19 protein-coding genes are annotated in these 21,231 nt (G+C 73.3%); 9 read left to right on the plus strand and 10 right to left on the minus strand.

Going from position 1 to position 21,231, the window contains the following annotated elements; all coding sequences use genetic code 11:
* Nucleotides 1-7: 7 nt before the first annotated feature.
* A complete protein-coding gene (gene ftsL, locus TR46_RS12610; RefSeq protein WP_052432749.1) occupies nucleotides 8-673 on the minus strand; it encodes a cell division protein FtsL in 666 nt (221 codons plus the stop codon).
* Between the two features lie 29 nt (nucleotides 674-702).
* Nucleotides 703-1,638 carry a 16S rRNA (cytosine(1402)-N(4))-methyltransferase RsmH gene (gene rsmH, locus TR46_RS12615; RefSeq protein ID WP_042399014.1) on the minus strand — a complete coding sequence of 312 codons (936 nt, stop codon included), beginning with the start codon at nucleotides 1,636-1,638 and terminating at the stop codon, nucleotides 703-705.
* A 662-nt stretch (nucleotides 1,639-2,300) separates the two neighbouring features.
* Here rsmH and TR46_RS12620 point away from each other — a divergent pair.
* From TR46_RS12620 to TR46_RS12635, 4 genes are all read left to right on the plus strand, one after another.
* Complete coding sequence (locus TR46_RS12620) at nucleotides 2,301-2,726, plus strand: beta-class carbonic anhydrase (protein ID WP_439654355.1); 426 nt, start codon at nucleotides 2,301-2,303, stop codon at nucleotides 2,724-2,726.
* A 232-nt stretch (nucleotides 2,727-2,958) separates the two neighbouring features.
* Entirely contained in the window at nucleotides 2,959-3,960 is a 1,002-nt protein-coding gene (locus TR46_RS12625) for an AAA family ATPase (RefSeq protein WP_042398718.1), read from the plus strand.
* A gap of 58 nt (nucleotides 3,961-4,018) precedes the next feature.
* Nucleotides 4,019-5,392: a DUF58 domain-containing protein gene (locus tag TR46_RS12630; protein ID WP_084718404.1), complete on the plus strand. Its 1,374-nt coding sequence runs from the start codon at nucleotides 4,019-4,021 to the stop codon at nucleotides 5,390-5,392.
* Nucleotides 5,393-5,741: 349 nt separating this feature from the next.
* The gene (locus TR46_RS12635; protein ID WP_042398721.1) at nucleotides 5,742-8,204 is read left to right on the plus strand and encodes a transglutaminase TgpA family protein; all 2,463 of its coding nucleotides are present in this window, start codon (nucleotides 5,742-5,744) and stop codon (nucleotides 8,202-8,204) included.
* A gap of 83 nt (nucleotides 8,205-8,287) precedes the next feature.
* Here TR46_RS12635 and TR46_RS12640 read toward each other — a convergent pair whose 3' ends face one another.
* From TR46_RS12640 to yczE, 5 genes are all read right to left on the minus strand, one after another.
* Complete coding sequence (locus TR46_RS12640; protein ID WP_042398724.1) at nucleotides 8,288-8,674, minus strand: SCO2097 family morphological protein; 387 nt, start codon at nucleotides 8,672-8,674, stop codon at nucleotides 8,288-8,290.
* Between the two features lie 252 nt (nucleotides 8,675-8,926).
* A complete protein-coding gene (locus tag TR46_RS12645) occupies nucleotides 8,927-9,679 on the minus strand; it encodes a methyltransferase domain-containing protein (protein WP_042398728.1) in 753 nt (250 codons plus the stop codon).
* 61 nt (nucleotides 9,680-9,740) lie between these two features.
* Entirely contained in the window at nucleotides 9,741-10,337 is a 597-nt protein-coding gene (locus tag TR46_RS12650; RefSeq protein ID WP_084718387.1) for an SAV_6107 family HEPN domain-containing protein, read from the minus strand.
* A gap of 33 nt (nucleotides 10,338-10,370) precedes the next feature.
* Nucleotides 10,371-10,625, minus strand: a complete 255-nt coding sequence (locus TR46_RS12655; protein ID WP_042398730.1) for a DUF6504 family protein — start codon at nucleotides 10,623-10,625, stop codon at nucleotides 10,371-10,373.
* 305 nt (nucleotides 10,626-10,930) lie between these two features.
* Nucleotides 10,931-11,581: a membrane protein YczE gene (gene yczE / locus TR46_RS12660; RefSeq protein ID WP_042398735.1), complete on the minus strand. Its 651-nt coding sequence runs from the start codon at nucleotides 11,579-11,581 to the stop codon at nucleotides 10,931-10,933.
* 93 nt (nucleotides 11,582-11,674) lie between these two features.
* Between yczE and yczR the strand changes: the two genes are divergently transcribed.
* Nucleotides 11,675-13,129, plus strand: a complete 1,455-nt coding sequence (gene yczR, locus TR46_RS12665) for a MocR-like transcription factor YczR (RefSeq protein ID WP_042398737.1) — start codon at nucleotides 11,675-11,677, stop codon at nucleotides 13,127-13,129.
* 393 nt (nucleotides 13,130-13,522) lie between these two features.
* Complete coding sequence (locus tag TR46_RS12670) at nucleotides 13,523-14,146, plus strand: DUF4126 domain-containing protein (RefSeq protein WP_042398740.1); 624 nt, start codon at nucleotides 13,523-13,525, stop codon at nucleotides 14,144-14,146.
* Here TR46_RS12670 and TR46_RS12675 read toward each other — a convergent pair.
* Nucleotides 14,046-15,557 (minus strand): MFS transporter, encoded by a 1,512-nt coding sequence (locus TR46_RS12675; RefSeq protein WP_042398742.1) that lies wholly within the window; start codon nucleotides 15,555-15,557, stop codon nucleotides 14,046-14,048. The two genes, TR46_RS12670 and TR46_RS12675, sit on opposite strands and share 101 nt — an antisense overlap.
* A 109-nt stretch (nucleotides 15,558-15,666) precedes the next feature.
* Here TR46_RS12675 and TR46_RS12680 point away from each other — a divergent pair, with 109 nt between their 5' ends.
* Both TR46_RS12680 and TR46_RS12685 read left to right on the plus strand, forming a co-directional pair.
* Nucleotides 15,667-16,281, plus strand: a complete 615-nt coding sequence (locus TR46_RS12680; protein WP_042398744.1) for a TetR/AcrR family transcriptional regulator — start codon at nucleotides 15,667-15,669, stop codon at nucleotides 16,279-16,281.
* 11 nt (nucleotides 16,282-16,292) lie between these two features.
* Nucleotides 16,293-17,735 (plus strand): phytoene desaturase family protein, encoded by a 1,443-nt coding sequence (locus tag TR46_RS12685; RefSeq protein ID WP_084718388.1) that lies wholly within the window; start codon nucleotides 16,293-16,295, stop codon nucleotides 17,733-17,735.
* Nucleotides 17,736-17,756: 21 nt separating this feature from the next.
* Here the strand turns inward: TR46_RS12685 and TR46_RS12690 are convergent, their stop codons facing one another.
* Entirely contained in the window at nucleotides 17,757-18,725 is a 969-nt protein-coding gene (locus TR46_RS12690; RefSeq protein ID WP_042398752.1) for a hypothetical protein, read from the minus strand.
* A gap of 60 nt (nucleotides 18,726-18,785) precedes the next feature.
* A complete protein-coding gene (metF, locus tag TR46_RS12695; protein ID WP_042398755.1) occupies nucleotides 18,786-19,703 on the minus strand; it encodes a methylenetetrahydrofolate reductase [NAD(P)H] in 918 nt (305 codons plus the stop codon).
* 141 nt (nucleotides 19,704-19,844) lie between these two features.
* On the opposite strand from metF, the gene TR46_RS12700 reads away from it, so the two are divergent.
* The gene (locus tag TR46_RS12700) at nucleotides 19,845-20,984 is read left to right on the plus strand and encodes a polyprenyl synthetase family protein (RefSeq protein ID WP_042398767.1); all 1,140 of its coding nucleotides are present in this window, start codon (nucleotides 19,845-19,847) and stop codon (nucleotides 20,982-20,984) included.
* The last annotated feature ends 247 nt before the right edge of the window (nucleotides 20,985-21,231 follow it).

Raw genomic sequence — 21,231 nt, forward strand, 5'->3', positions numbered from 1 at the left:
CTCCCCGTCAGTGGGCGGTGCCGGTCGGCGTGCTGGAGGTCGGCGTGCTGGAAGTCGGCGTGCTGGAAGTCGGCGTGCTGGATGCCTTGGCGGCGGGCTTCAGGCCCGGCTTGGCGGCGTCGGCACTGGCACCGGCACTCGCGCCGGCCTTGGCGGTGGTCGTGGCCTTCGCCGTGCCGCTCGGGCCGGCACTGGGGTGGGCGCTCGCACCGGCGCTCGGGCCGGCCGACGGGCTCGCGGTCGGCTGCGCCACCGGCGGCACCGCGGCCGCCGCGATCGGGGTCGGGCTGCCCTGGACCGTGCCGTCGTCGCGCAGGAAGGCCGGGTTGCCGCCGGGCACCATCCCCAGCTGGCGGGCCCGCGCCGACAGTGCGTCAGGCGCCGACCAGGCGCCGATCTGCTGCTGCAGCCCCTGCCGTTCGTCGGTCAGCTGGCTGGTCCGCGTCTGCAGCCGGGTGAGGGTGAAGGAGCCCTGGTTCAGGGCGGTGTTCAGCACCAGCAGCGCGATCAGGCCGCCCGCGAGTATCAGCACCACCAGCACCGCGAACGGGCCGCGCCCGGCCGAGCCGCGGCCGCCCGGTCGGCGGCCCGCCGTGCGTCGGGCCGCCGAGACCGAGGCCGCGGCACGGCGGCGTGCGGGGGCGGTCCTCCCCGCGACTCTTCCGAGAGCCACCTGCATCCGCTCCTTCGCTGCGCCGTTTGCTACCCCTTGCTGACGGACGCTCTGATTCTCTCCGCCGCGCGCAGTCGCACCGGTGTGGCGCGGCGGTTCTCAGCGATTTCCTGCTCCGTCGCCTGTTCCGCTCCCCGGGTGAGCAGCTTCAGCCGGGGCTGGTGCTCCTCCGGGACGATCGGCAGGCCGGGCGGCGCCGTGGCCGTCGCACCCGCCGCGAAGAACTGCTTGACCAGCCGGTCCTCCAACGAGTGGTACGACATGACGGCGATCCGGCCGCTGACGGCGAGCACGTCCAGGGCGCCGGGGATGGCGCGCTCCAGGACCGAGAGCTCCCCGTTGACCTCGATCCGCAGGGCCTGGAAGGTGCGCTTCGCCGGATTGCCGCCGGTACGGCGGGTCGCCGCGGGAATGGCATTGCGCACCAGTTCCACCAGACGCGCGCTGTTGCTGAACGGTTCCCGCTCGCGCTCGCGCAGGATCACCGAGGCGATCTTCCCGGCGAACCGCTCCTCGCCGTAGACCTTGAGGATCCGGGCCAGATCGCCGTGCGAGTAGGTGTTCAGCACCTCGGCGGCGCTGATGCCCGTCGTCTGGTCCATCCGCATGTCCAGCGGGGCGTCCTGGGCGTAGGCGAAGCCGCGGTCGGCCTCGTCCAGCTGCATCGAGGACACGCCCAGGTCGAACAGCGCGCCCTGGATCTGCTCGATGCCGAGGTCGGCCAGCACCTGCGGGATCTCGTCGTAGACGGCGTGCACCAGGGTCGCGCGCTCTCCGAAGGGGGCCAGCCGCTCCCCCGCCAGCCGCAGCGCCGAGGGGTCGCGGTCGACGGCGACCAGCCGGGCCTCGGGGAAGCTGCGCAGCAGCGCCTCGCTGTGGCCGCCGAGCCCCAGCGTGGCGTCCACCACGACCGCGCCGGGGGCGGTCAGCGCGGGGGCGAGGACGTCCAGGCACCTCTGGAGCATCACCGGGACGTGCTTGGCCTCCGGGCCGCTGCTCAATGGGTACCTCTCATAGGGCTGCACGTGCCGCCTGGTCCCCGCCCGCTCGCCTTGGGGAAGGAACCCTCTGCCACCGGGGAAGGGGCGGCAGCGGGTACGGAGCGGGTGGAGGCCGGGCCGGTACGTGCGCGTCGTGCGGGTGAGGAGAAGCGTTCTGCGCCGTTGTGGGAACCCTGCGCCGAACGTCGCGTCACTTTACTCCACGACGTCCCCCGGTCAATCGGATGCGACGGCGCACGCCCCCCGGCGCACGCCGATTAACCTGCAGGTCAGCCTGCGTTTTCCGAGAGCGCCGAGCGGTGCGCCACGCCGGTGCGCGACCACCGCACCACCCCTCCGCCGGGAAGATCACGCGAATGGAGCAGAGCCGCCGGCGCAGCCCGTGCCCCTGCCGGTCCGGCGGCCCCGGCGGCGGTCCGTACGCGTATGCAGTGCGTCACAGCGCTGCCGCGCGCCCCCGTCGACCGCTGTCAGCAGCGCTGATTCCCACTAACGTCAGGGGTATGACCACGACTCCCGACCTGCCGCACCCCCAGGCCGATGCGTCCGCCGAGGCGGCTCCCTCCATCATCGACAGCTTCGTGGCCCGCAACCGCGACTACGCCACCGCCTACCGCGACGGCGGCATGGACGCCCGTCCGGTCCAGCGTGTCGCGGTGGTCACCTGTATGGACGCCCGGCTGGACGTCCACGCCGCGCTCGGCCTGAACCTGGGCGACTGCCACGTCATCCGCAACGCGGGCGGCGTGGTCACCGACGACACCATCCGCTCACTCACCGTCAGCCAGCGCGGGCTGGGCACCCGGTCGATAGCGCTGATCCACCACACCGGCTGCGGTCTGCTCAGTCTCACCGAGGACTTCCGGCGCGAGCTGGAGGAGGAGGTCGGGATCAAGCCGTCCTGGGCCCTGGAGTCCTTCACCGACCTGGACCAGGACGTCCGCCAGTCGATGGCCCGGGTCCGCACCTCGCCGTTCCTGCTGCACCACGACGACATCCGCGGCTTCGTCTTCGACGTCACCACCGGCCTGCTCCGCGAGGTCCACCCCTGATCCGAGCCGATTCCGCCTCTGATCAAACCATGACATAGGGTCAGCGCCCCTCCTGCGCGTCGGATAACTGGTCCATAACGGACGAATAACGGGAACATTGAGGTCCTATTCGTCCGGTCGAGTGACGTAGTCGGTCCGAACAGGGAACAATGCATCTGCCGTGTCGACGCACACGGAGGGGCCCGGACCGGGGTGAGGTCATGGCCCCGTACACGGGCCGAGGAGTAACCGGGTGACCACCTTCAACGAGCACACCAGTCTGGACCACCAGGCAGGAGGGGTGCTGCCGGCCGCCGAACTGGGCGCCGTCGTCGAACGCGTACGCGCGTCCGTGGAGAGCGTGCTGGAGGGCAAGCCGGAGGCGGTGCGGCTGGCTCTGACCGTGCTGCTGGCCGAGGGCCACCTGCTGATCGAGGACGTGCCGGGGGTCGGCAAGACCCTGCTGGCCAAGGCGCTGGCCCGGTCGGTGGACTGCACCGTGCGCCGGATCCAGTTCACCCCCGACCTGCTGCCCTCCGACATCACCGGCACCAGCGTGTTCGACCAGACCCGCAGGGACTTCGAGTTCAAGCCGGGCGCGATCTTCGCGCAGATCGTGGTCGGCGACGAGATCAACCGCGCCTCGCCGAAGACCCAGTCGGCGCTGCTGGAGTCGATGGAGGAGGGACAGGTCACCGTCGACGGGACCAGCTACCCGCTGCCGACCCCGTTCATGGTGGTGGCCACCCAGAACCCGATCGAGATGGAGGGCACCTACCCGCTCCCCGAGGCCCAGCGCGACCGCTTCATGTGCCGGATCTCCATCGGCTACCCCAGCGCCGAGGCCGAGCTGCAGATGCTGGACGTCCACGGCGGGGCCTCCCCGGTCGCCGACCTGCGGCCGGTCGCGCACGCCGACGACGTGGTGAAGCTGATCGACGCGGTCCGCCGGGTCCATGTCGCCGACGAGCTGCGCCGCTACGCCGTCGCCCTGGTCGCCGCCACCCGCACCTCGCCGGAGCTGCGCCTGGGCGCCTCACCCCGGGCCACCCTGCACCTGCTGCGGGCCGCCCGCGCCGCCGCGGCGCTGGACGGCCGCGAGTACGTCATCCCGGACGACCTGCAGGCGCTGGCCGTCCCGGTGCTGGCGCACCGGCTGCTGCCCACCGCGGAGACCGTGCTCGGCCGGCGCAGCACCGAGCAGGTCGTCCGCGACCTGGTGCTCCAGCTGCCCATCCCGCACCCGGCGCGCTGAGGTGCCGCCCACCACGCCGCCCCCCCGGGCGGCCACGGGCAGCAGTTTCCGCACCGGCATGCGCGGGCTGACCACCCGCGGGCGCTCCTTCCTGGCGGCCGGGATCACCGCCGCGCTCTGCGCCTACCTGCTCGGCCAGCCGGCCCTGCTGAAGATCGCGCTGCTGCTCGCGGCGCTGCCGCTGGTCAGTGTGGCGATGCTGATGCGCACCCGGTACCGGGTCGCCAGCGGGCGGCGGCTGTCGCCCTCGCGCGCCCCGGCCGGGCAGGAGGCCAGGGTGCACCTGCGGGTCGACAACGTCTCCCGGGTGCCCACCGGGCTGCTGATGCTGGAGGACAAGGTCCCCTACGTGCTCGGGCCGCGCCCGCGCTTCGTGCTGGACCGGGTGGAGCCGCGCGGGCACCGCGAGGTGTCCTACCGGGTCCGCTCCGACCTGCGCGGACGCTATCCGCTAGGCCCGCTGCAGCTGCGCCTCGGCGACCCGTTCGGGCTGTGCGAGCTGACCCGCTCGTTCACCGCCTCGGACACTCTCACGGTGGTCCCCCAGGTCCAGCCGCTGAGCCCGGTCAAGCTGACCGGCGAGTGGACCGGCTACGGCGACAGCCACTCCAGGGCGGTCGCCCTGGCCGGCGAGGACGACGTGGTGCCGCGCGAGTACCGGCACGGCGACGATCTGCGCCGGGTGCACTGGCGCTCCACCGCCAAGTACGGCGAACTGATGGTCCGTCGCGAGGAGCAGCCGCTGCGCAGCCGGGCCACCGTGCTGCTGGACACCCGGGCGCTCGGCCACCGCGGCAACGGCCCGGCGTCCTCGTTCGAATGGGCCGTCAGCGCCGCCGCCTCGATCAGCCTGCACCTGCTGGAGCGCGGCTACGCCGTGCGCCTGCTGACCGACACCGGGGACGCGGTGACCGGGGCCGGCGGCAGCGGCCTCGGCGGCGCCTCCGAGGAGGCGGCGGGGCTGCTGCTGGACACCCTGGCCATGGTGCAGCTGTCCGAGGGCCAGGGCCTGGCCCCGGCCGAGGAGGTGCTCAGGCTCGGCGGCGAGGGCCTGGTGGTCGCGCTGCTCGGATCGCTGGACGACGAACAGTTGGCCGAGCTCTCCCGGCTGCGCAGGCGCACCGCGACCGCGGTCGCGGTGCTGCTGGACAGCCCCAGCTGGACCCTGCGCGGACAGGCCGCCGGGGCGGCCGCCCCGGCCGGGTCCGGCGGCAGCGGCGCCAACGCCGCCCCCGCCGGCGACGAGCAGGTCCGGCTGCTCCGCGAGGCGGGATGGAACGTGCTCGCGGCCCGCTCCGGCGACTCGCTGCCGGACCTGTGGCGGCGGTCCGACCGGTCATCCGTCACCGGGTCGGCGTTCCAGCCGGCCGAATCGTTCCGGCCGGCCGAACCGCTCCAGCACGCAGTCCCGGCAGAGAGGGACCCGGCTTGACATCCCCCCCAGCCGAAGCAGGGGGATTCTTCCCTCGCGGGTCGAGCTTTCTGCTTCAACGACAGCAGCTGCCCCGAATCAACGGCCAGGGACGTTGGTACGCCCAGCAGCCTTACGCCAGCTCCACAGACCTGACATCCCTCCAGCCCGGAGGTAGACCCAGACGGCTTGGCTACCACCGCCCAGGCGACGGCCACGCTACGGATGCACCGCCTACCAGGGAGTCCCCCGGGAGAGTGACTCACGAGTGGTCCGCCTTGACGGCGAATCACCACCGCCCCCTGCCCCCCACAGTGGGCAGTCCCATTCCTCCCCCGGCTCAAGCCGGGGGTAGCCACGGAGGCATCCGATGAACGGGCGTACCCGGATCGCATTCTCCGGCGCCGCCGCGACGCTGCTGACGGCGCTGTGCCTGTGGCCGCTGGTCTCCCCCGCGTACTGGCTGGTCCAGGCCGGGTTCGTGATCGTGCTGGTCACCTCCGCCGGGTTGGGGCTGCGCCGGCTCGCGGTGCCGCGACCGCTGGTCCCGGTGGCCCAACTGCTGCTGATCGTGCTGCTGCTGACGCTGATGTACGCGAGCAGCACCGCCGTCGGCGGCCTGCTGCCGGGCCCCGGCGCCTGGCAGACACTGACCGGCGAGATCAGCGACGGCATCACCGACATGGGCCAGTACGCGGCCCCGGCCCCGGCGCATCAGGGACTGCGGCTGATCCTGGTCGGCTCGGTGGTGCTGATCGCCCTGGTGGTGGACCTGCTGGTGGCCACCTACCAGCGGGTGGCGCTGGCCGGGCTGCCGCTGCTGGCGCTGTACTCGGTCGGCACCGGGCTGCATCCGCACGGCGCGCTGTGGCTGTACTTCCTGCTGTCCGCCTTCGGCTACCTGTCGCTGCTGATGGCCGAGGGCCAGGACCGGTTGTCCCGCTGGGGCCGGGTCTTCCACGGCACCCCGGCCACCCTGGCCGGGACCACCGGCGGCAACCCGCTCAGCAGCACCGGCTACCGGATCGCCGGGGCCGCCCTGGCCATCGGACTGCTGCTGCCGCTGGCCCTGCCCGGCCTGGGCAGCGGCCTGGTCGGAAAGATCGGCCACGGCGGCGGGATCGGCGCGGACGGCAACATCATCACCGCCGTCAACCCGCTGGCCTCGCTGGGCGCTTCGCTCAACAAGAGCGTCAACGTCAACATCCTCACCTACACCACCAGCGCCAACAGCCCCGGCGACCAGTACCTGCGGATCGTCGACCTGGACGCCTTCAACGGGGTCGCCTGGACCCCCAGCGAGCACCAGGTCCAGTCGGTGCCCAACCCGCTGCCCTACCCGTCCGGCCTGGCCAACAACACGCCGCAGCTGGCGGTGCAGACCAAGGTCAGCACCCAGTCCGGCTACGTCCAGCAGTGGCTGCCGATGCCCTACCCGGCCAGCTCGGTCCAGGTGCCCGGCGACTGGAAGTACGAGCCCGAGGGCCGGACCCTGATCGGTGACGCCGGCCAGAACGCGGGCGGCCTGCAGTACACCGTGAACAGCCTGGCGCTGGAACCGAGCGAGGACGCGCTCAGGACGGCCGGGTCGCCCCCCGCGGACATCGTCAAAAACTACACGACGCTGCCGAAGGGCTTCCCCGCGGTGATCCACGACACCGCAGTCTCGGTGACCCACGGGGCCGGCACCGCCTACGACAAGGCGGTGGCCCTGCAGAACTGGTTCACCACGACCGGCGGCTTCAGCTACGACACCACCGTCAAGGACGACACCAGCAGCAACGCCATGGTGGACTTCCTGCGCAACCGGAAGGGCTTCTGCGTCCACTTCGCCGGGACGATGGCCGCGATGGCCCGCTCGCTGGGCATCCCGGCCCGGGTCGCCATCGGCTTCACCCCCGGTGAGCAGCAGCCGGACGGCAGCTGGAAGGTCGGCACCAAGAACGCCCACGCCTGGCCCGAGCTCTACTTCGCCGGGGTGGGCTGGCTGCGCTTCGAGCCCACCCCGCATGTGGGCTTCACCCCCGACTACACCGTGGTCACCACCTCCGGCGGCACCTCCGTCGCCACCACGGCGAGCGCAGCGCCCAGCGTGAGCACCGGCCCGACCGCCGGCTCCAGCGCCGCCTGCCCGCTCCAGAAGCAGCGGGCCGGCTTCTGCGGTGAGGACACCGGCACCGGGTCGGTCGGCGTCAAGGCCGCCTCGGCTTCGTTCACCCCGCTGGAACTGGCCGGACTGGCGCTGGCCGGGCTGCTGGTCCTGCTGCTGCTCACGCCGATGCTGTGGCGGCTGCGGGCCCGCAGCCGCAGACTGCGTCGGCGCGGACCGCGCGGCCCCGGCCGCCCCGGTGCCTCTGCGGGCTCCGGTGCCTCCGGTGCCTCCGGAGTCTCTTCGGGTTCCCCCCGCACCGGCCGCGATGGCGGCGGCCTCGAACTGAGCGACCAGCAGGTGCTCTCGGTCTGGCGGGAGATGATCGACTCCGCCTGGGACCTCGGCATCCCCCCGGACGAGGCGGAGACGCCCCGGCGCACCGTGGCCAGGATCGTCGAACTGGGCGGCCTGGAGCAGGAGCCCAGGGCGGCCGCGGGACGGCTGGCGCTGGCCACCGAGCAGGTGCTGTACGCGCCCAGGGCGGATCCGCCGACCGCGCTGCGGCAGGACGTCAGGGCGGTGCGGAACGGGCTGCGGGCCTCGGCCCGCCGCTCCGTGCGGATCCGCGCCGTGCTCTTCCCGCCGTCCTCGGCCCGGCTGGTCCGCGGGCTGCGGGAGGCCCGGCAGTCCCTGGTGGAACGGGCGCGCAGGCGCCGGGCCGCGGACGGCGAGGAGCAGTGACGGGGCAGTGACAGTGGGGCCGGGGCCCGGCAGCTTCCGCTGCCGGGCCCCGGCCCCACTGTCCGTCTCCCGCTTCCTACTGGTCAGGCCCCGCGCTGCTCGTCGTGGCGGCGCTGCCAGCGCTGCTCCATGCGGTCGACCACGCCCGACTTGCGCCGGCGCATCGGCGCCCCGGTGCGCGGGTCGGCGACGCCGATCCTGGGGGCCCGGCGCCAGGCGGTGACGGCGACCGCGGCACAGGCGAGCATCACTGCGAAGCCGACCACGCCCATCCACCAGAGCCCGGTGACGGCGACACCCATGAGCAGGGCGACACCCACGACGAATCCTGCCCCGGCCGCGTAGACCGTACGGCGGCTACGGGCTCGCAGGCCCGTACCTTCAAGCGCTGTCGCGAACTTGGGGTCCTCGGCGTACAGCGCTCGCTCCATCTGCTCGAGCAGACGCTGCTCGTGCTCCGAGAGCGGCACGTCGTCCTCCTACTCTGGTCGCTGCTGGCGACCGCCGCCGTCCCCGTCAGGACAGACAGTCCTCCCTGGATCCCGCTTGTGTTGCGTATGCCCCACCGGCAGGTCTGTCATGCCTTGCTGGCTTTACCCGAATCATACGGTCGACCGTGCCTTTTTGGGGCACGGTGCGCCATCGGAGCCATCCCTAGAACGGGCGGAGCGGTACCGAAGTTTCCGGGTCCGCCGTGAACCTCCGGAGTGCTCCGGAGCACCTCAGTCCAGCTCGGCCAGCACATGCAGCTGGGTGGCCACCGTGTGGAAGGCGGGGTCGGCCGCGGCCGCCTGCTCCAGGGCGAGCAGCGCCTCGACCGCGCCGGGCTCGGTGTCCACCAGCACCCCGGGGACCAGGTCGGCGAAGATCCGGATCCCGTGCACCTCGGCGACCCGCAGTCCGGCGCCCCCGGCCAGCGCGCGCAGCTCGTCGACGGTGAAGCGGCGGGGCATCGGGTCGTGGCCGCCCCAGCGCCCGTCCGGATCCCCCAGGGCGGTACGGGCCTCGGTGAAGTGGCCGGCGATGGCCCTGGCCAGCACGGCGCCGTTGCGGTTCGCCGCCAGCAGGCTGACCAGGCCGCCCTTGCGCAGGCCTGCGGTGAGCTGGCCGAGCGCCTCGGCCGGGTCGTCCACGACCTCCAGCACCCCGTGGCAGAGCACCGCGTCGACGCTGTCCGGCTCGACCAGGTCGGAGAGGGTCTGGGTGTCCCCCTGCAGGGCCCGGACCAGATCGGTCACGCCGGCCTCGGCGGCCCGCCGCTCCAGCGCGAACAACGCGTCGGGGCTGGGGTCGACCACGGTCACCCGGTGCCCGAGCCGGGCCACCGGCACGGCGAAGTTGCCGGTGCCGCCACCGGTGTCGAGCACGTCCAGCACCGGCCGCCCCAGCTCCTCCGCCCGGCGGTCGAGAGCAGCGCGCACCACCTCCCACACCACGGCGGTCCGGAGAGAACTGCGGGGGCGCGTCGGGTACACGGAGGGGCTCCTCGGAAGATGCTGGACCTGGGACAGATGCTTGATCTGACTGGACCCAACCTTAGACCGCGCGCTGGTCGCCGGGCTCTTCCGAAGGCTTCGCGGTGCGGACCGGGTTGAGCGCGACCAGCCGCTGGACCATGCGGACGAAGAGCGCGGTGTTGCGGATCAGGTCGTCGGCGTCGCGCATGGTCGCGGCCGAGGCGATGCCGGCCTCCGCCGCGGCGCGCTTGGGGGCGCCCGCGGCGTAGTAGACGGCCCACTCGGCCAGCTCCGGGGCGACCTCCGGCAGGACCTCCCAGGCGCTGCGGATCCGGCCGCGCTTGCGCGGGCCCTCCTCCGGTACCCCGCGCACCGCGAGCACGGCGGCCGAGGCCCGCAGCGCGGCCAGGTGGGCCACCGCGTATCTCTCCAGCGGGCCCTCCATGCTCCGGGCCTCGTCCAGCCCCCGGTAGGCCTGGGCCAGCAGGTCCAGCGCGGCCGGCGGCGCCCCGGCCCGCCGCAGCACCGGATGGACGTCCGAGGGCGGGCGGTAGGGCCTGGCCGCGGATTCGAGGGCACCGGCCGGACGGGCCGGGCCGCCGGACGGTTGGCTGGAGCCGGCCGACTGCAGCGGCAGTTGCAGCACCTGTGCTGTGGGGATCACCTTGTCGCTCATGGCTCGTTCAGTCCTCCCGTTCGAATCCGGCCGTCAGGCGGGCGTCGGCGTACGTGGTGCGGGCGTACGGGTGAGAGTCCAGCGCCCGGCGGCGCGGTCGAGGCTGAGGTCGTACACGTCGGTGTCGAAGCAGCGGCCGGGGCTGGCCTGCACCCGCCACACCTCGCGGCGCCCGGTCCAGTGGCCGAGCACCGCGCGCACGGCGTAGACCCGGTTCCGCCAGAGGAAGTGCTCGGGCTGCTCCTGGCCGCCCCTGACCTCGATCACATCTGCCGTCGTCCCCGCCATCGCAGCCACCTCCCTTTCTCCGCCTCGACCCTCATTCGAATCTATGTTCGAACAACAACCTCAGAGTAGCCCCCATCCGCGGGCCTGCGTCAATGCCGCACAGCCAATGCCGCACGGTCGATGCCGCACACCCGAGGTCGGACCCTCAACGCCATGCTGCACCCCACCACTGACAATCCGGCCCGGGCATCCGGCAGGCGCCGCCCGGTGCGGCAGTTCGACCGTTCGACGGGGAACTGCCGCGACGCGAAGCAGCCCCGCGCCGCGAGGAGGCGGCGGCGGGGCTGGACGGGGTGGAGGCGGTCTCAGCCGACCGCTGCGGGCTCGCCGGCCGGTGCGGCCGCGGGTGCCGCAGGCTCCTGCGCCGGTGTCCGCCGCTCCTTCACCGTGAACAGCGGCAGGAAGATCTGCACCAGCGGCCCGATGGCCAGCGCATAGGCGACGGTGCCCACGCCGACGCTGCCGCCCATGAGCATCCCGACCACCAGCACGGTCACCTCGATGGTGGTGCGCACCAGCCTGACGGAGCGTCCGGTCCGGCGGCAGAAGCCGGTCATCAGGCCGTCGCGCGGGCCGGGGCCGAAGCGAGCGCCGATGTAGAGGCCGCCGGCGATGCCGTTGAGCACGATCCCGGCCATCAGCACCACGATCCGCACCGGGACGCTGTGCAGGGTGGGGAGCAGCGAGAGCGCCGCGTCCACGGACAGTCCGATGACGAAGACATTGCTGATCGTGCCCAGCCCCGGACGCTGCCGCAGCGGTATCCACAGCAGCAGCACGGCGGCGCCGACGATCATGGTGATGGTGCCGAAGGACAGCCCGATGTGCTTGGCGAGGCCCTGGTGGAACACGTCCCACGGGTCCAGCCCCAGCGCTGCGCGGATCTGCAGCGCCATGCTCGCCCCGTAGAGGACGAGGCCTGCGTAGAGCTGGACGAGGCGGCGGGTCAGATTCACGGGCGGTCCCCCTTGGGATTCTTCGGGTCTCCTGCCACTCTGGAGGAAAGTGGACCTGCCCTCCAGGGCCAATCAGCGAAAGGTGGACTGGTCGTGACCGTTCGCTCCTCCATCGGCGCGGCCCAACTGGACCGCGCCCTCGGCGATTGGCAGCGCCCGCGCGAACCCGCCTACCGCGCGCTGGCCGGGTCGCTGCGCACGCTGGTGCTGGACGGAAGAGTCCCGGTGGAGACCCGGCTCCCGGCCGAGCGGGAGCTGTGCACGGCGCTGGGCCTGAGCCGGACCACCGTCGCGGCCGCCTATGAACTGCTGCGCGAGGAGGGCTTTCTGTTGAGCCGTCGCGGTTCGGGCAGCTGGACCGCGCTGCCCGACGGGCGGCCGATGCCGGTGGCCGGGCTCTCGCCGTTCCCCACCGACCGGGGCGGGGTGATCGACCTCGGGGTGGCCGCGCTCCCGGCCGCCGAGCCGTGGATCACCCGGGCGATGACCGCCGCCGTCGCCGAACTGCCCGCCTACACCCGCACCCACGGCGACTTCCCGGCCGGGCTGCAGGTGCTCAGGGAGGCGGTCGCCGAGCGCTTCGCCGAGCGAGGGCTGCCCACCGGGCCCGAGCAGATCATGATCACGACCGGCGCGACCGGGGCGCTGACGCTGCTGCTGCGCGCCCTGCTCGGGCCGGCCGAGCGGATCGCGGTGGAGTCCCCCAGCTATGCCAACGCGCTCCAGGCGATCCGTTTCATGGGCGGCCGCGCGGTGCCGGTACCGATGGAGGAGGACGGCTGGTCGATGGAGGCGTGGAGCCGCACCCTGCGCGAGGCCGCGCCGGCGCTGGCCTATGTCATACCCGACTTCCAGAACCCCACCGGCCTGCTGATGCCCGATCAGCAGCGCCGTGAGCTGGTCGCGCTGGCCCGGGCCACCGGTACCCGGCTGATCGTGGACGAGACCATGGCCGAGACGGCGATCGACGAGGACACCCCGCCGGTGCTCCCGCTGGCGGCCTTCGACCGCACCGGCACCGCGATCACCATCGGCTCGGCCGGCAAGGTCTTCTGGGGCGGCCTGCGGATCGGCTGGATCAGGGCGGCGCCCGACCTGATCCGCCGGCTCGCCGGCGACCGGGCCAGCCTGGACGTCTGCTCGCCGGTGGTGGAGCAGCTGGCGGTCCGTCATCTGCTCGCCGAGTTCCTGCCGGAGGTGCTGGAGTTCCAGCGGCGCCGGGTCAGCGAGCAGCGGGACGCGCTGGCCGCCGCGGTGCGCACGGAGCTGCCCGACTGGACCTTCCGGCTGCCGCAGGGCGGCCACTCGCTCTGGGTGCGCACCGAGGACGGCGGCATCGGCGGCAGCGCGCTGGCCGCGGCGGCCCAGGCCTTCGGCGTGTGGATCGGCTCCGGCCCGCGCTTCGGTGTGGACGGGGTGCTGGAGCGCTTCGTCCGGCTCCCCTACGCCCAGCCGCCCGAGGTCTCCCGCGAGGCCGTCCGCCGGCTGGCCGCGGCACGCGCGGCCGGGGCCGGGGCGCCGGTGCCGGTGGAGTTCTCGCTGCTCTGAACAGCCTCGGCCGGCGACGACCGCCCCGGGCCGGCAACGGAGAAGGGACGGTGTCTGCGTCCCGGCGGAACCCTCCGCCGGCGTGCAGGCACCGCCCCACTCCGCTCCCCCGTTGATCCCCCCGATCCCCCGTTCCGGTCCCCCGTCGATCCCCCCGGACCGCTCGGCGACGTGTCGTGCCGCCTGGCCGGGCTCCTGCTCCGCCGCCCCGTGTCGGCGGTGCAGTGCCTGGCGTGCTCCACACTCTGCCCTTTGCGCAGGTCGTGGGGTATCCGCGCTCCTACTCATCCGCCGGCATGGGTACGACTGAGTACCCGTACTCAGAGATCGGCCGGGGGAACGGGGCCGTTGTCGGTGGCGTCCGATACGGTGAGCCTGCAAGGGGGATTCATCGTGTCGGTCGTTCCACTGATTTTCACCAGCAGCTGGGCCAGCGGGATCAACGCCTACGCCGTGGTGCTGCTGCTCGGCCTGTTCGGCCGCTTCGACGGCGTCAGCAGCGTCCCGCCGGGCCTGGAGCGGACCGACGTGCTGGTGGCCGCCGCGCTGCTGTGCCTGTGCGAGGTGGTCGCCGACAAGATCCCCTATGTGGACTCGGCCTGGGACGCGGTGCACACGGTGATCCGCCCGGTGGCCGGCGCCGTGGTCGCCGCGCTGCTGGCCGGGCACGCGCACGACTCGCTGGCCTCGCTCGCCGCCGCGGCCATGGGCGGCACCACCGCGCTGGTCAGCCATCTGGTCAAGAGCGGGATCCGGATGGGGGTGAACACCTCCCCCGAGCCGTTCAGCAACATCCTGGTCAGCCTGTTCGAGGAGTTCTCGGTCGCGGGCCTGGTGACGCTGGCGCTGTTCCACCCGGTGCCGGCGGCGATCATCGCCGGGGTGCTGCTGCTGGTCGGGATCCTGATCGTCGGCTTCACCTTCTCCCGGATCCGCCGCTTCTGGCGCCGGCGCCGGGAGCGCCGGTCGCAGCGGGCGCTCCCGCTTCAGGACGCGGGCGTCCGCCGGGGCGGATGACGGCGACGATCAGCAGCAGGGCGACGCCGATGAACACCGCCGCCATCCCCATGGCCTCGTCCACCCCGTGTGCGAACACGGCGTGCGGACTGCGGCCGCCGGGGTGCCGGGTGGCCGAAGTGAACACCGTCAGCAGCACCGCGGTGCCCAGTGCGCCGCCCATCTGCTGCATGGTCTGCAGGGTGCCCGAGGCCGCACCGGACTCCTGCGGCCGGACCCCGGCCAGGATGGTCAGGCTCAGCGGAACCATGGTGCAGCCCGCGCCCACGCCGAACAGCAGCATCGGCACCAGGATGCCGGGGGCGAAGGCGGTGTCCCCGGTGACCCGGGTGAGCAGCAGCAGCCCCGAGCCCAGCAGCAGCGGGGCCCCGAGGAGGAAGGGCCGGGCGCCGGTCCTGGGCACCAGCCGGGGGACGGTCCGCGCGCCCACGAAGATCAGCACCGCCAGCGGCAGGAACGCGCCGCCGGTCTGCAGGGCGCTGTAGCCGAGGACGTTCTGCAGGTACTGGGTGACGAAGAAGAACATCCCGAACATCGCCGAGGCCAGCATCAGCATGGCCAGGTAGCCGCCGCCGCGGGTGCGCTCCCTGAGCAGGTGCAGCGGCAGCAGCGGCTGCGCGGTCCGGGACTCGATCAGGGTGAAGCCGGCCAGCAGCAGCACCGCGGCGGCGAAGCAGCCCAGCGTGGAGCCGGCGCTCCAGCCCGCCGTGGCGGCCCGGATGAAGCCGTAGACCAGCGCGGTGCTGCCGAGGGTGGCGGTGACCGCGCCCGGCAGGTCGAAGCGGCTGCGGTGGCGCTCGGGCTCGCGGATCAGCCTGGGCGCGAGCAGCACCACCGCCAGCCCGAACGGGATGTTGATGAACATGACGGACCGCCAGGAGAAGGCCGAGGTCAGCACTCCGCCGACGATCATCCCGACGGCGGCGCCGCCGGCCGACATGCTGGAGTAGAGCCCGATGGCCCGGGCCCGCCGCTCGGTGTCCTGGTAGGTGCTGATGATCAGGGCCAGGGTGCTGGGCGCCGCCACGGCCGCGCCGACGCCCTGGGCGGCGCGGGCGATCAGCAGCATGGTCGGCGTGGTGGCCAGCCCGCCGAGCAGCGAGGCCAGGGTGAACAGGGCGATCCCGCCGGTGAGCAGCCGGCGCCGGCCGAGGATGTCGCCGGCCCGGCCGCCGAGCAGCAGCAGGCCGCCGAAGGCGAGCAGGTAGATGTTCTGCACCCAGGACAGCCCGGCGGGCGAGAAGTGCAGGGTGCGCTGGATGCCGGGGAGGGCGATGGAGACCACGGTGGCGTCGAGGATGACCATCAACTGGCAGGTGAGGATTACCGCGAGGGCGAGGCCCTGGCGCGGCGGATCGGAACGGGCTTCTTGGGTAGAGGCCCTGACTGGAGCGATGATGTTCTCGGGCATGGCTCTCCCATGAGGTCATGACGAGGAAGGGAACATAAACGGAGAGATTCTCCGGTTCCATGAACGACGATACGGAGATACTCTCCGTTTATCAACCCTGGGATGAACCATGACCGCGCCCCCGCCGCCCCCGCCGGCTCCGCCCGGCCGCCCGATGCGCGCCGACGCCCGCCGCAACTACGAGCGGCTGGTCCAGGTCGCCACCGAGGCGTTCCTGGAGCACGGCGCGGACGCCTCGCTCGACGACATCGCCAAGCGGGCCGGCGTCGGCCCGGGCACCCTCTACCGGCACTTCCCGGTCCGGCAGGACCTGATCGACGCGGTGCTGCAGCGGTGGATGGCGTCGGTGCTCACCGAGGCCGAACCGCTGCGGGTGGCGGCCGACCCGGTCGAGGCCCTCGGGATGTGGCTGCGCCGGCTGGTCGCGCACGTCCAGGTGTTCCGCGGGCTCTCCAGCGCGTTGATCCCGCCGGAGGACAAGTTCAAGGAGAGCTCCCCGGCCTGGGTGCTGCACCGCACCTCCGAGGAGCTGCTCGCCCGCGCCCAGGAGAGCGGCGAGATCCGCTCCGACATCGACATCAAGGAGCTGATGACGCTGGTCAGCGGCGTCACCTGGGCCTGCGACCGGGGCAAGGAGATCGATGCGGACCGGCTGATCGACCTGATCATGGACGGCCTGCGGGTGCGGGACCGACCGGACCGACCACCGGTCGCGGGCGCATAGGATCAGTGCCCATGGCAAGGATCGTCGTCATCGGCGCAGGTATGGGCGGGCTCGCGGCGGCGGCGCGGCTGGCCACGGTGGGCCACCGGGTCACCGTGTGCGAGGCCGGCGACATCCACGGCGGCATGGTCGGGCAGTTCCGGCGGGAGGGGTTCGGCTTCGACACCGGCCCGACCCTGCTCACCCTGCCTGCCGTCTACCGCGACCTGATGCTGAAGACCGGCCGCACCCGGCTGGAGGACGAGGTCGAGCTGCGCTCCGTGGAGCCGGGCAGTGTTCACCGGCTGCCGGACGGCACCCAGGTCGAGCTGGCCAACGCCTCCCGGGCCCGGGTCGTCCAGGCCCTGGACGAGACCCTGGGCGACGGCGCCGGGACGCGCTGGGGCGAACTGCTGGAGCGCGGACGGGCGGTGTGGGAGGCCACCCGGCGCCCGCTGCTGGAGGAGCCGCTGCCGGACGACCCGTCAGCCCTGCACCAGGACCCCTACCCCTGGCCGCCGGCCCCCCGGCGCGGGCTCCTCGCCCGCAGGCCCCGGCCGCCGCAGGGCCTCGCCGACGTCGCCGAGCGCGAACTGCGCCACCCCGGGCTGGCCGCGCTGCTGGACGAGTACGCGCTGCGCTTCGGCTTCGACCCGCGCCGCGCCCCGGCCTCGCTGACCGTGCTCCCGTACATGGAGCAGAGCTTCGGCATCTGGTACGTCACCGGCGGGATGCGCGCCCTCGCCGACGCGGTGCTGCGCCGCTGCGAGCAGCGCCGGGTGGAGCTCCGGTTCGGCGCCCGGGTGGAGCAACTGCTCGGCGCCGACCGGGTCGAGGGGGTGCTGCTGGCGGACGGCAGCAAGCTGGAGGCCGACGTGGTGGTCGCCGACACCGTGCTGGAGCGGAGCACGGCCGCGGGCGGCTCCCCGGGCCGGTTCACCGTCATGCTGGCGCTGCGCGGCGCGCGTCCCGCCGGGACGGCGCACCGGACCGTGGTGCACGCCCCGGACCGGCTGGACGAGTTGGACGCGCTGTTCTCCGCGGAGCCCCGGCTGTGCGAACGCCCCACCGTGCAGGTGCTGCGACCTGACGACCCGACACTCGCCCCCGAGGGCCACGAGGCCGCCGTGCTCACGGTGACCGTCCCGGCCCATGACCGGTTCGACTGGAAGGCGGCCGGACGCGCCGAGGCCTACGCTGACGCCGTGCTCCGCCATGCCGCGCCTGGGCTGCGTGAACGGGTGCTGTGGCGGGAGGTGCGGACCCCGGCCGACACCGAGGCCTGGACCGGCGCGGCCGGCGGCTCCGTCCCCGGGCCCGCCCTGGCCGGGGCGGGCGGCGAGTGGCTGCAGGCCCCCAACCGTACCGCCAGGCCCGGCCTCTACCTGGTCGGCGGCGCGGCGCACCCCGGCGGCGGGCTGGCCCGGGTGGGGATGTCGGCGGCCGTCACGGCGGAGCTGATCGGCACCCCGTAGCGGGGCCCGGCGGGGACCGCCTCAGCCGTACTGCTGCTGCCAGGTGCCGGCGTCGGCCGGCTGCGACTGCGGCTGCTCTGCGGGCTGCTGCTCCTGCGGGTAGCCGTACTGGTGCTGCGGGTCGTAGTAGGCCTGCGGCTGCTGCTCGTACGACTGCTCGTAGCCGTAGGAGTAGTCGGCCTGCGGGGCGTACTGCTGCTCCGGCTCGGCGGCCTGGAGCGGGTAGCCGTTGGCGTCGTACTGGACCTGGCCCTGATCCTGGCCCTGGGCGTGCGCGGGCTGCTGGGGGTACTCCTGGAACCGGTAGCCGTAGTCCTGCCGGCCGCCGTCCTGCTGCGGGTACCCGGCGTACTGCTGGGTCTCGGCGTACCGGCCGCCGTCGCCGTACCGGGCCTCGGCGTACTGCCCGTCGGAGTACTGGCCGTCCGAGTACTGCCCGTCGGAGTACTGCCCGTCCGGGTACTGCCCGTCCGAGTACTGCGTCCCGGGCTGCGGGGACGGCACGTACTCCGGGTACGGCTGCTGCTGGGGGTACTCCTCCCCGGCCGCCTCCTCCTCGAAGGCGGCGGGGTCGTAGGCGATCGTCGTCGGCGCCTCCTCGATCGGGCCGACCTCGCCGACCCGGACCGCGCGCTCCTCCGCCGTGCCGGCCGGCGCGGCCTCGCCGGCCGGGAAGACGCCCGCCAGCAGCGGCACTCCGGCCAGCGGCCCCGGCAGCGACCCGTCCGGGGAACGGAGCGACCAGTGCGTACCGGTGGCCGCCTTCACCGACCGGGTCACCAGGTACTGCCCCGCGCCGAAGGCCACCACCCCGCCGCCGATCAGCGGCACCGACCCCTTGGCCACCCCCGCCACCAGCGCGAGGAAGCCGAGCAGGGCCAGCACCCGCCAGTAGGGCGCGGCCCGGTGCTGCAGCAGCAGCTCCCCCAGCAGCCACAGCGCGACCAGCGCGAACGCGGCGTAGAGCACCGCAAGTCCGATGACTCCCACGGGCTTACCTACCTCTGCCTGCATCGGACACGGCCGTGCCCCTGCGCACCACGGTACCGGTCAGCCCCGCCGGTCCAGGCCGAGGTTCTGATAGATCTCGGTGGTCACCGTCGAGAAGTTCATGGTCATGAAGTGCAGCCCCGGGGTGCCCTCGGCGATCAGCCGCCGGCACATCGCGGTGGCGTAGTCGATGCCGATCGCCCGCACCGCCTTGGGGTCGTCCTCGGCCGCGAGCAGCTGCTCGGCGAAGTGCGCCGGGATCACCGCGTTGCTGAGGGTGGGGATGCGCTGCAGCGAGCGGACCGAGGTGACCGGCATGATCTCCGGGATGATCGGGGTGTCGCAGCCGGCCGCCGCGACCCGGTCCCGGAACCGCAGGTAGTCGTCCACGTCGAAGAACATCTGGGTGATCGCGTAGTCGGCGCCGGCCCGGCACTTGGCGACGAAGTGGCTGATGTCCCCGTCCCAGTCCCTCGACCGGGGGTGCATCTCCGGGAAGGCGGCGACACCGACGCAGAAGTCCCCGGACTCCTTGATCAGCCGCACCAGCTCGGACGCGTACTCCAGCCCCTGCGGGTGCTTCACCCACTCCCCCAGCGGATCGCCCGGCGGGTCCCCGCGCAGCGCGAGCACATTGCGCACACCCTGGTCGGCGTAGTGGCCGAGGATGTTGCGCAGCTCGGCGACACTGTGGTCGACCGCCGTCAGGTGGGCCACCGGTGTGAGGGTCGTCTCCTGGGTGATCCGCCCGGTGATGTTGATCGTGCGGCCGCGGGTGGAGCCGCCGGCGCCGTAGGTCACGCAGACGAACGTGGGCGCGAGGCCCTCCAGCCTCCGGATCGCCTTCCACAGCCCGACCTCCGCCTCCGCGCTGCGGGGCGGCATGAACTCGAAGGAGTACGACCGGTTGCCCGCCGCCAGGAGCTCCCGGATGGAGGGCTTGCTGTCGTGCCGGACACTTGAGGTACCGAGGGCCATGCTGGCAGATTAGCGGCCGGTCGGAGGGTTTCCGAAACGTCCGTCCACCTACTGATACCGCCGCGGAGCGGGGACGCCCCACCGGCCCCCCGGGTCCCCCGCGTTACGCTGGCTGTTCCCGTACCCGCTCGGAGCCCGCCGGTGTCCCTCGCCCATCCCGTCCCCCCGCTCGACCGCGCCCGCGTCCCGCGCAGCCCGGTCGACGAGGAACGGCTGCGTTCGCGGGTGGACCAGGCCCTGGACGGCTTCCTGGACGGCCAGGCGGCCGTGCTGGCGACCGTGTCGCCCCAGCTGGCCCCGCTCACCGGCACCGTCCGGGACTTCCTGGACAGCGGCGGGAAGCGGCTGCGCCCGGCCTTCTGCTACTGGGGCTGGCGCGGGGCGGGCGGCAGTCCGGACGACGCCGGCGTCGTGGCCGCGGCGGCCGCGTTGGAGCTGCTGCAGGCAAGCGCGCTGGTACACGACGATCTGATCGACCGCAGCGACACCCGGCGCGGGGTGCCGTCGGTGCACCGCCGCTTCGAGTCGCTGCACCGGGAACGGGGCTGGCGCGGGGACGGCGCCCAGTTCGGCGCCGCCTCCGCGGTGCTGCTCGGCGATCTGCTGCTGGCCTGGTGCGACGAGCTCCTGTGGGGCGGCGGGCTCCCGCTTGCGGCCGTGCGCCGGGCCAAGCCGGTGTTCGACCTGATGCGGACCGAGGTGATGGCCGGGCAGTACCTGGACCTGCTGGAACCGGCCACTGCGGGGGTCGCCGGGGCGGATCGGGAGACCGCGGTGGACCGGGCGCGGACCGTGGTGCAGTACAAGGCGGCGAAGTACACCGTGGAGCGCCCGCTCCAGATCGGCGGGCTGCTGGCCGGCGCGGACGCGGCCCTGACGGCCGCCTACGGCGCGTTCGGGCTGCCGCTGGGCGAGGCGTTCCAGCTCCGGGACGACCTGCTGGGCGTCTTCGGCGACCCGGCCGTCACCGGGAAACCCGCCGGCGACGACCTTCGGGAGGGGAAGCGGACGGTCCTGGTGGCCGAGGCCCTGGCCGGGGGCACGGCGGGTGACGCGGCGCTGCTGGAGGAGCTGCTGGGGGCGCCGGGGCTGAGCGACCGCGAGGTGGGGTTGGTGCGGGCGGCGATCGTGCGGAGCGGGGCGCCTGAGCGGGTGGAGCGGAGGATCGCCTCGCTGCGGGGGGAGGCTCTGACCGCCTTGGACGATGCCCCCCTGGTGGAACCGGAGGCCCGGCGGGTTCTGCGGCGGCTCGCGGGGGCGGCTACCGCACGTCAGTGCTGAGCGCTCGCCTCAGCTGGTGTTGCTGTTCGCGCAGTTCCCCGCGCCCCTATACGTTTGCAACTGGCCCGGTTGCCCTTGCTAAGGGGCGCGGGGAACTGCGCGAACAGCCAAGCAGCTACCCGCGCTCACGCACCCTGGCCGCCAGAATCCCCGCTGCGGCGTACGGATCCGCCGCCTGGGTGAGGGCCCGGACGACGACGATGCGGCGGGCGCCCGCGGCCGGGGACTGGGCCCGGGTGAGGGGTCG

The organism is Streptacidiphilus carbonis, assembly GCF_000787775.1.
GTDB lineage: Bacteria > Actinomycetota > Actinomycetes > Streptomycetales > Streptomycetaceae > Streptacidiphilus > Streptacidiphilus carbonis.

Excerpts from the sequence above, each read along its gene's own strand:
- rsmH (WP_042399014.1), bottom strand. The coding sequence starts at position 1,638 with ATGCTCCAGAGGTGCCTGGACGTCCTCGCCCCCGCGCTGACCGCCCCC.
- TR46_RS12620 (WP_439654355.1), top strand. The coding sequence starts at position 2,301 with ATGGACGCCCGTCCGGTCCAGCGTGTCGCGGTGGTCACCTGTATGGAC.
- TR46_RS12630 (WP_084718404.1), top strand. The coding sequence starts at position 4,019 with ATGCGCGGGCTGACCACCCGCGGGCGCTCCTTCCTGGCGGCCGGGATC.
- TR46_RS12635 (WP_042398721.1), top strand. The coding sequence starts at position 5,742 with ATGAACGGGCGTACCCGGATCGCATTCTCCGGCGCCGCCGCGACGCTG.
- TR46_RS12650 (WP_084718387.1), bottom strand. The coding sequence starts at position 10,337 with ATGAGCGACAAGGTGATCCCCACAGCACAGGTGCTGCAACTGCCGCTG.
- TR46_RS12655 (WP_042398730.1), bottom strand. The coding sequence starts at position 10,625 with ATGGCGGGGACGACGGCAGATGTGATCGAGGTCAGGGGCGGCCAGGAG.
- TR46_RS12675 (WP_042398742.1), bottom strand. The coding sequence starts at position 15,557 with ATGCCCGAGAACATCATCGCTCCAGTCAGGGCCTCTACCCAAGAAGCC.
- TR46_RS12680 (WP_042398744.1), top strand. The coding sequence starts at position 15,667 with ATGACCGCGCCCCCGCCGCCCCCGCCGGCTCCGCCCGGCCGCCCGATG.
- TR46_RS12685 (WP_084718388.1), top strand. The coding sequence starts at position 16,293 with ATGGCAAGGATCGTCGTCATCGGCGCAGGTATGGGCGGGCTCGCGGCG.
- metF (WP_042398755.1), bottom strand. The coding sequence starts at position 19,703 with ATGGCCCTCGGTACCTCAAGTGTCCGGCACGACAGCAAGCCCTCCATC.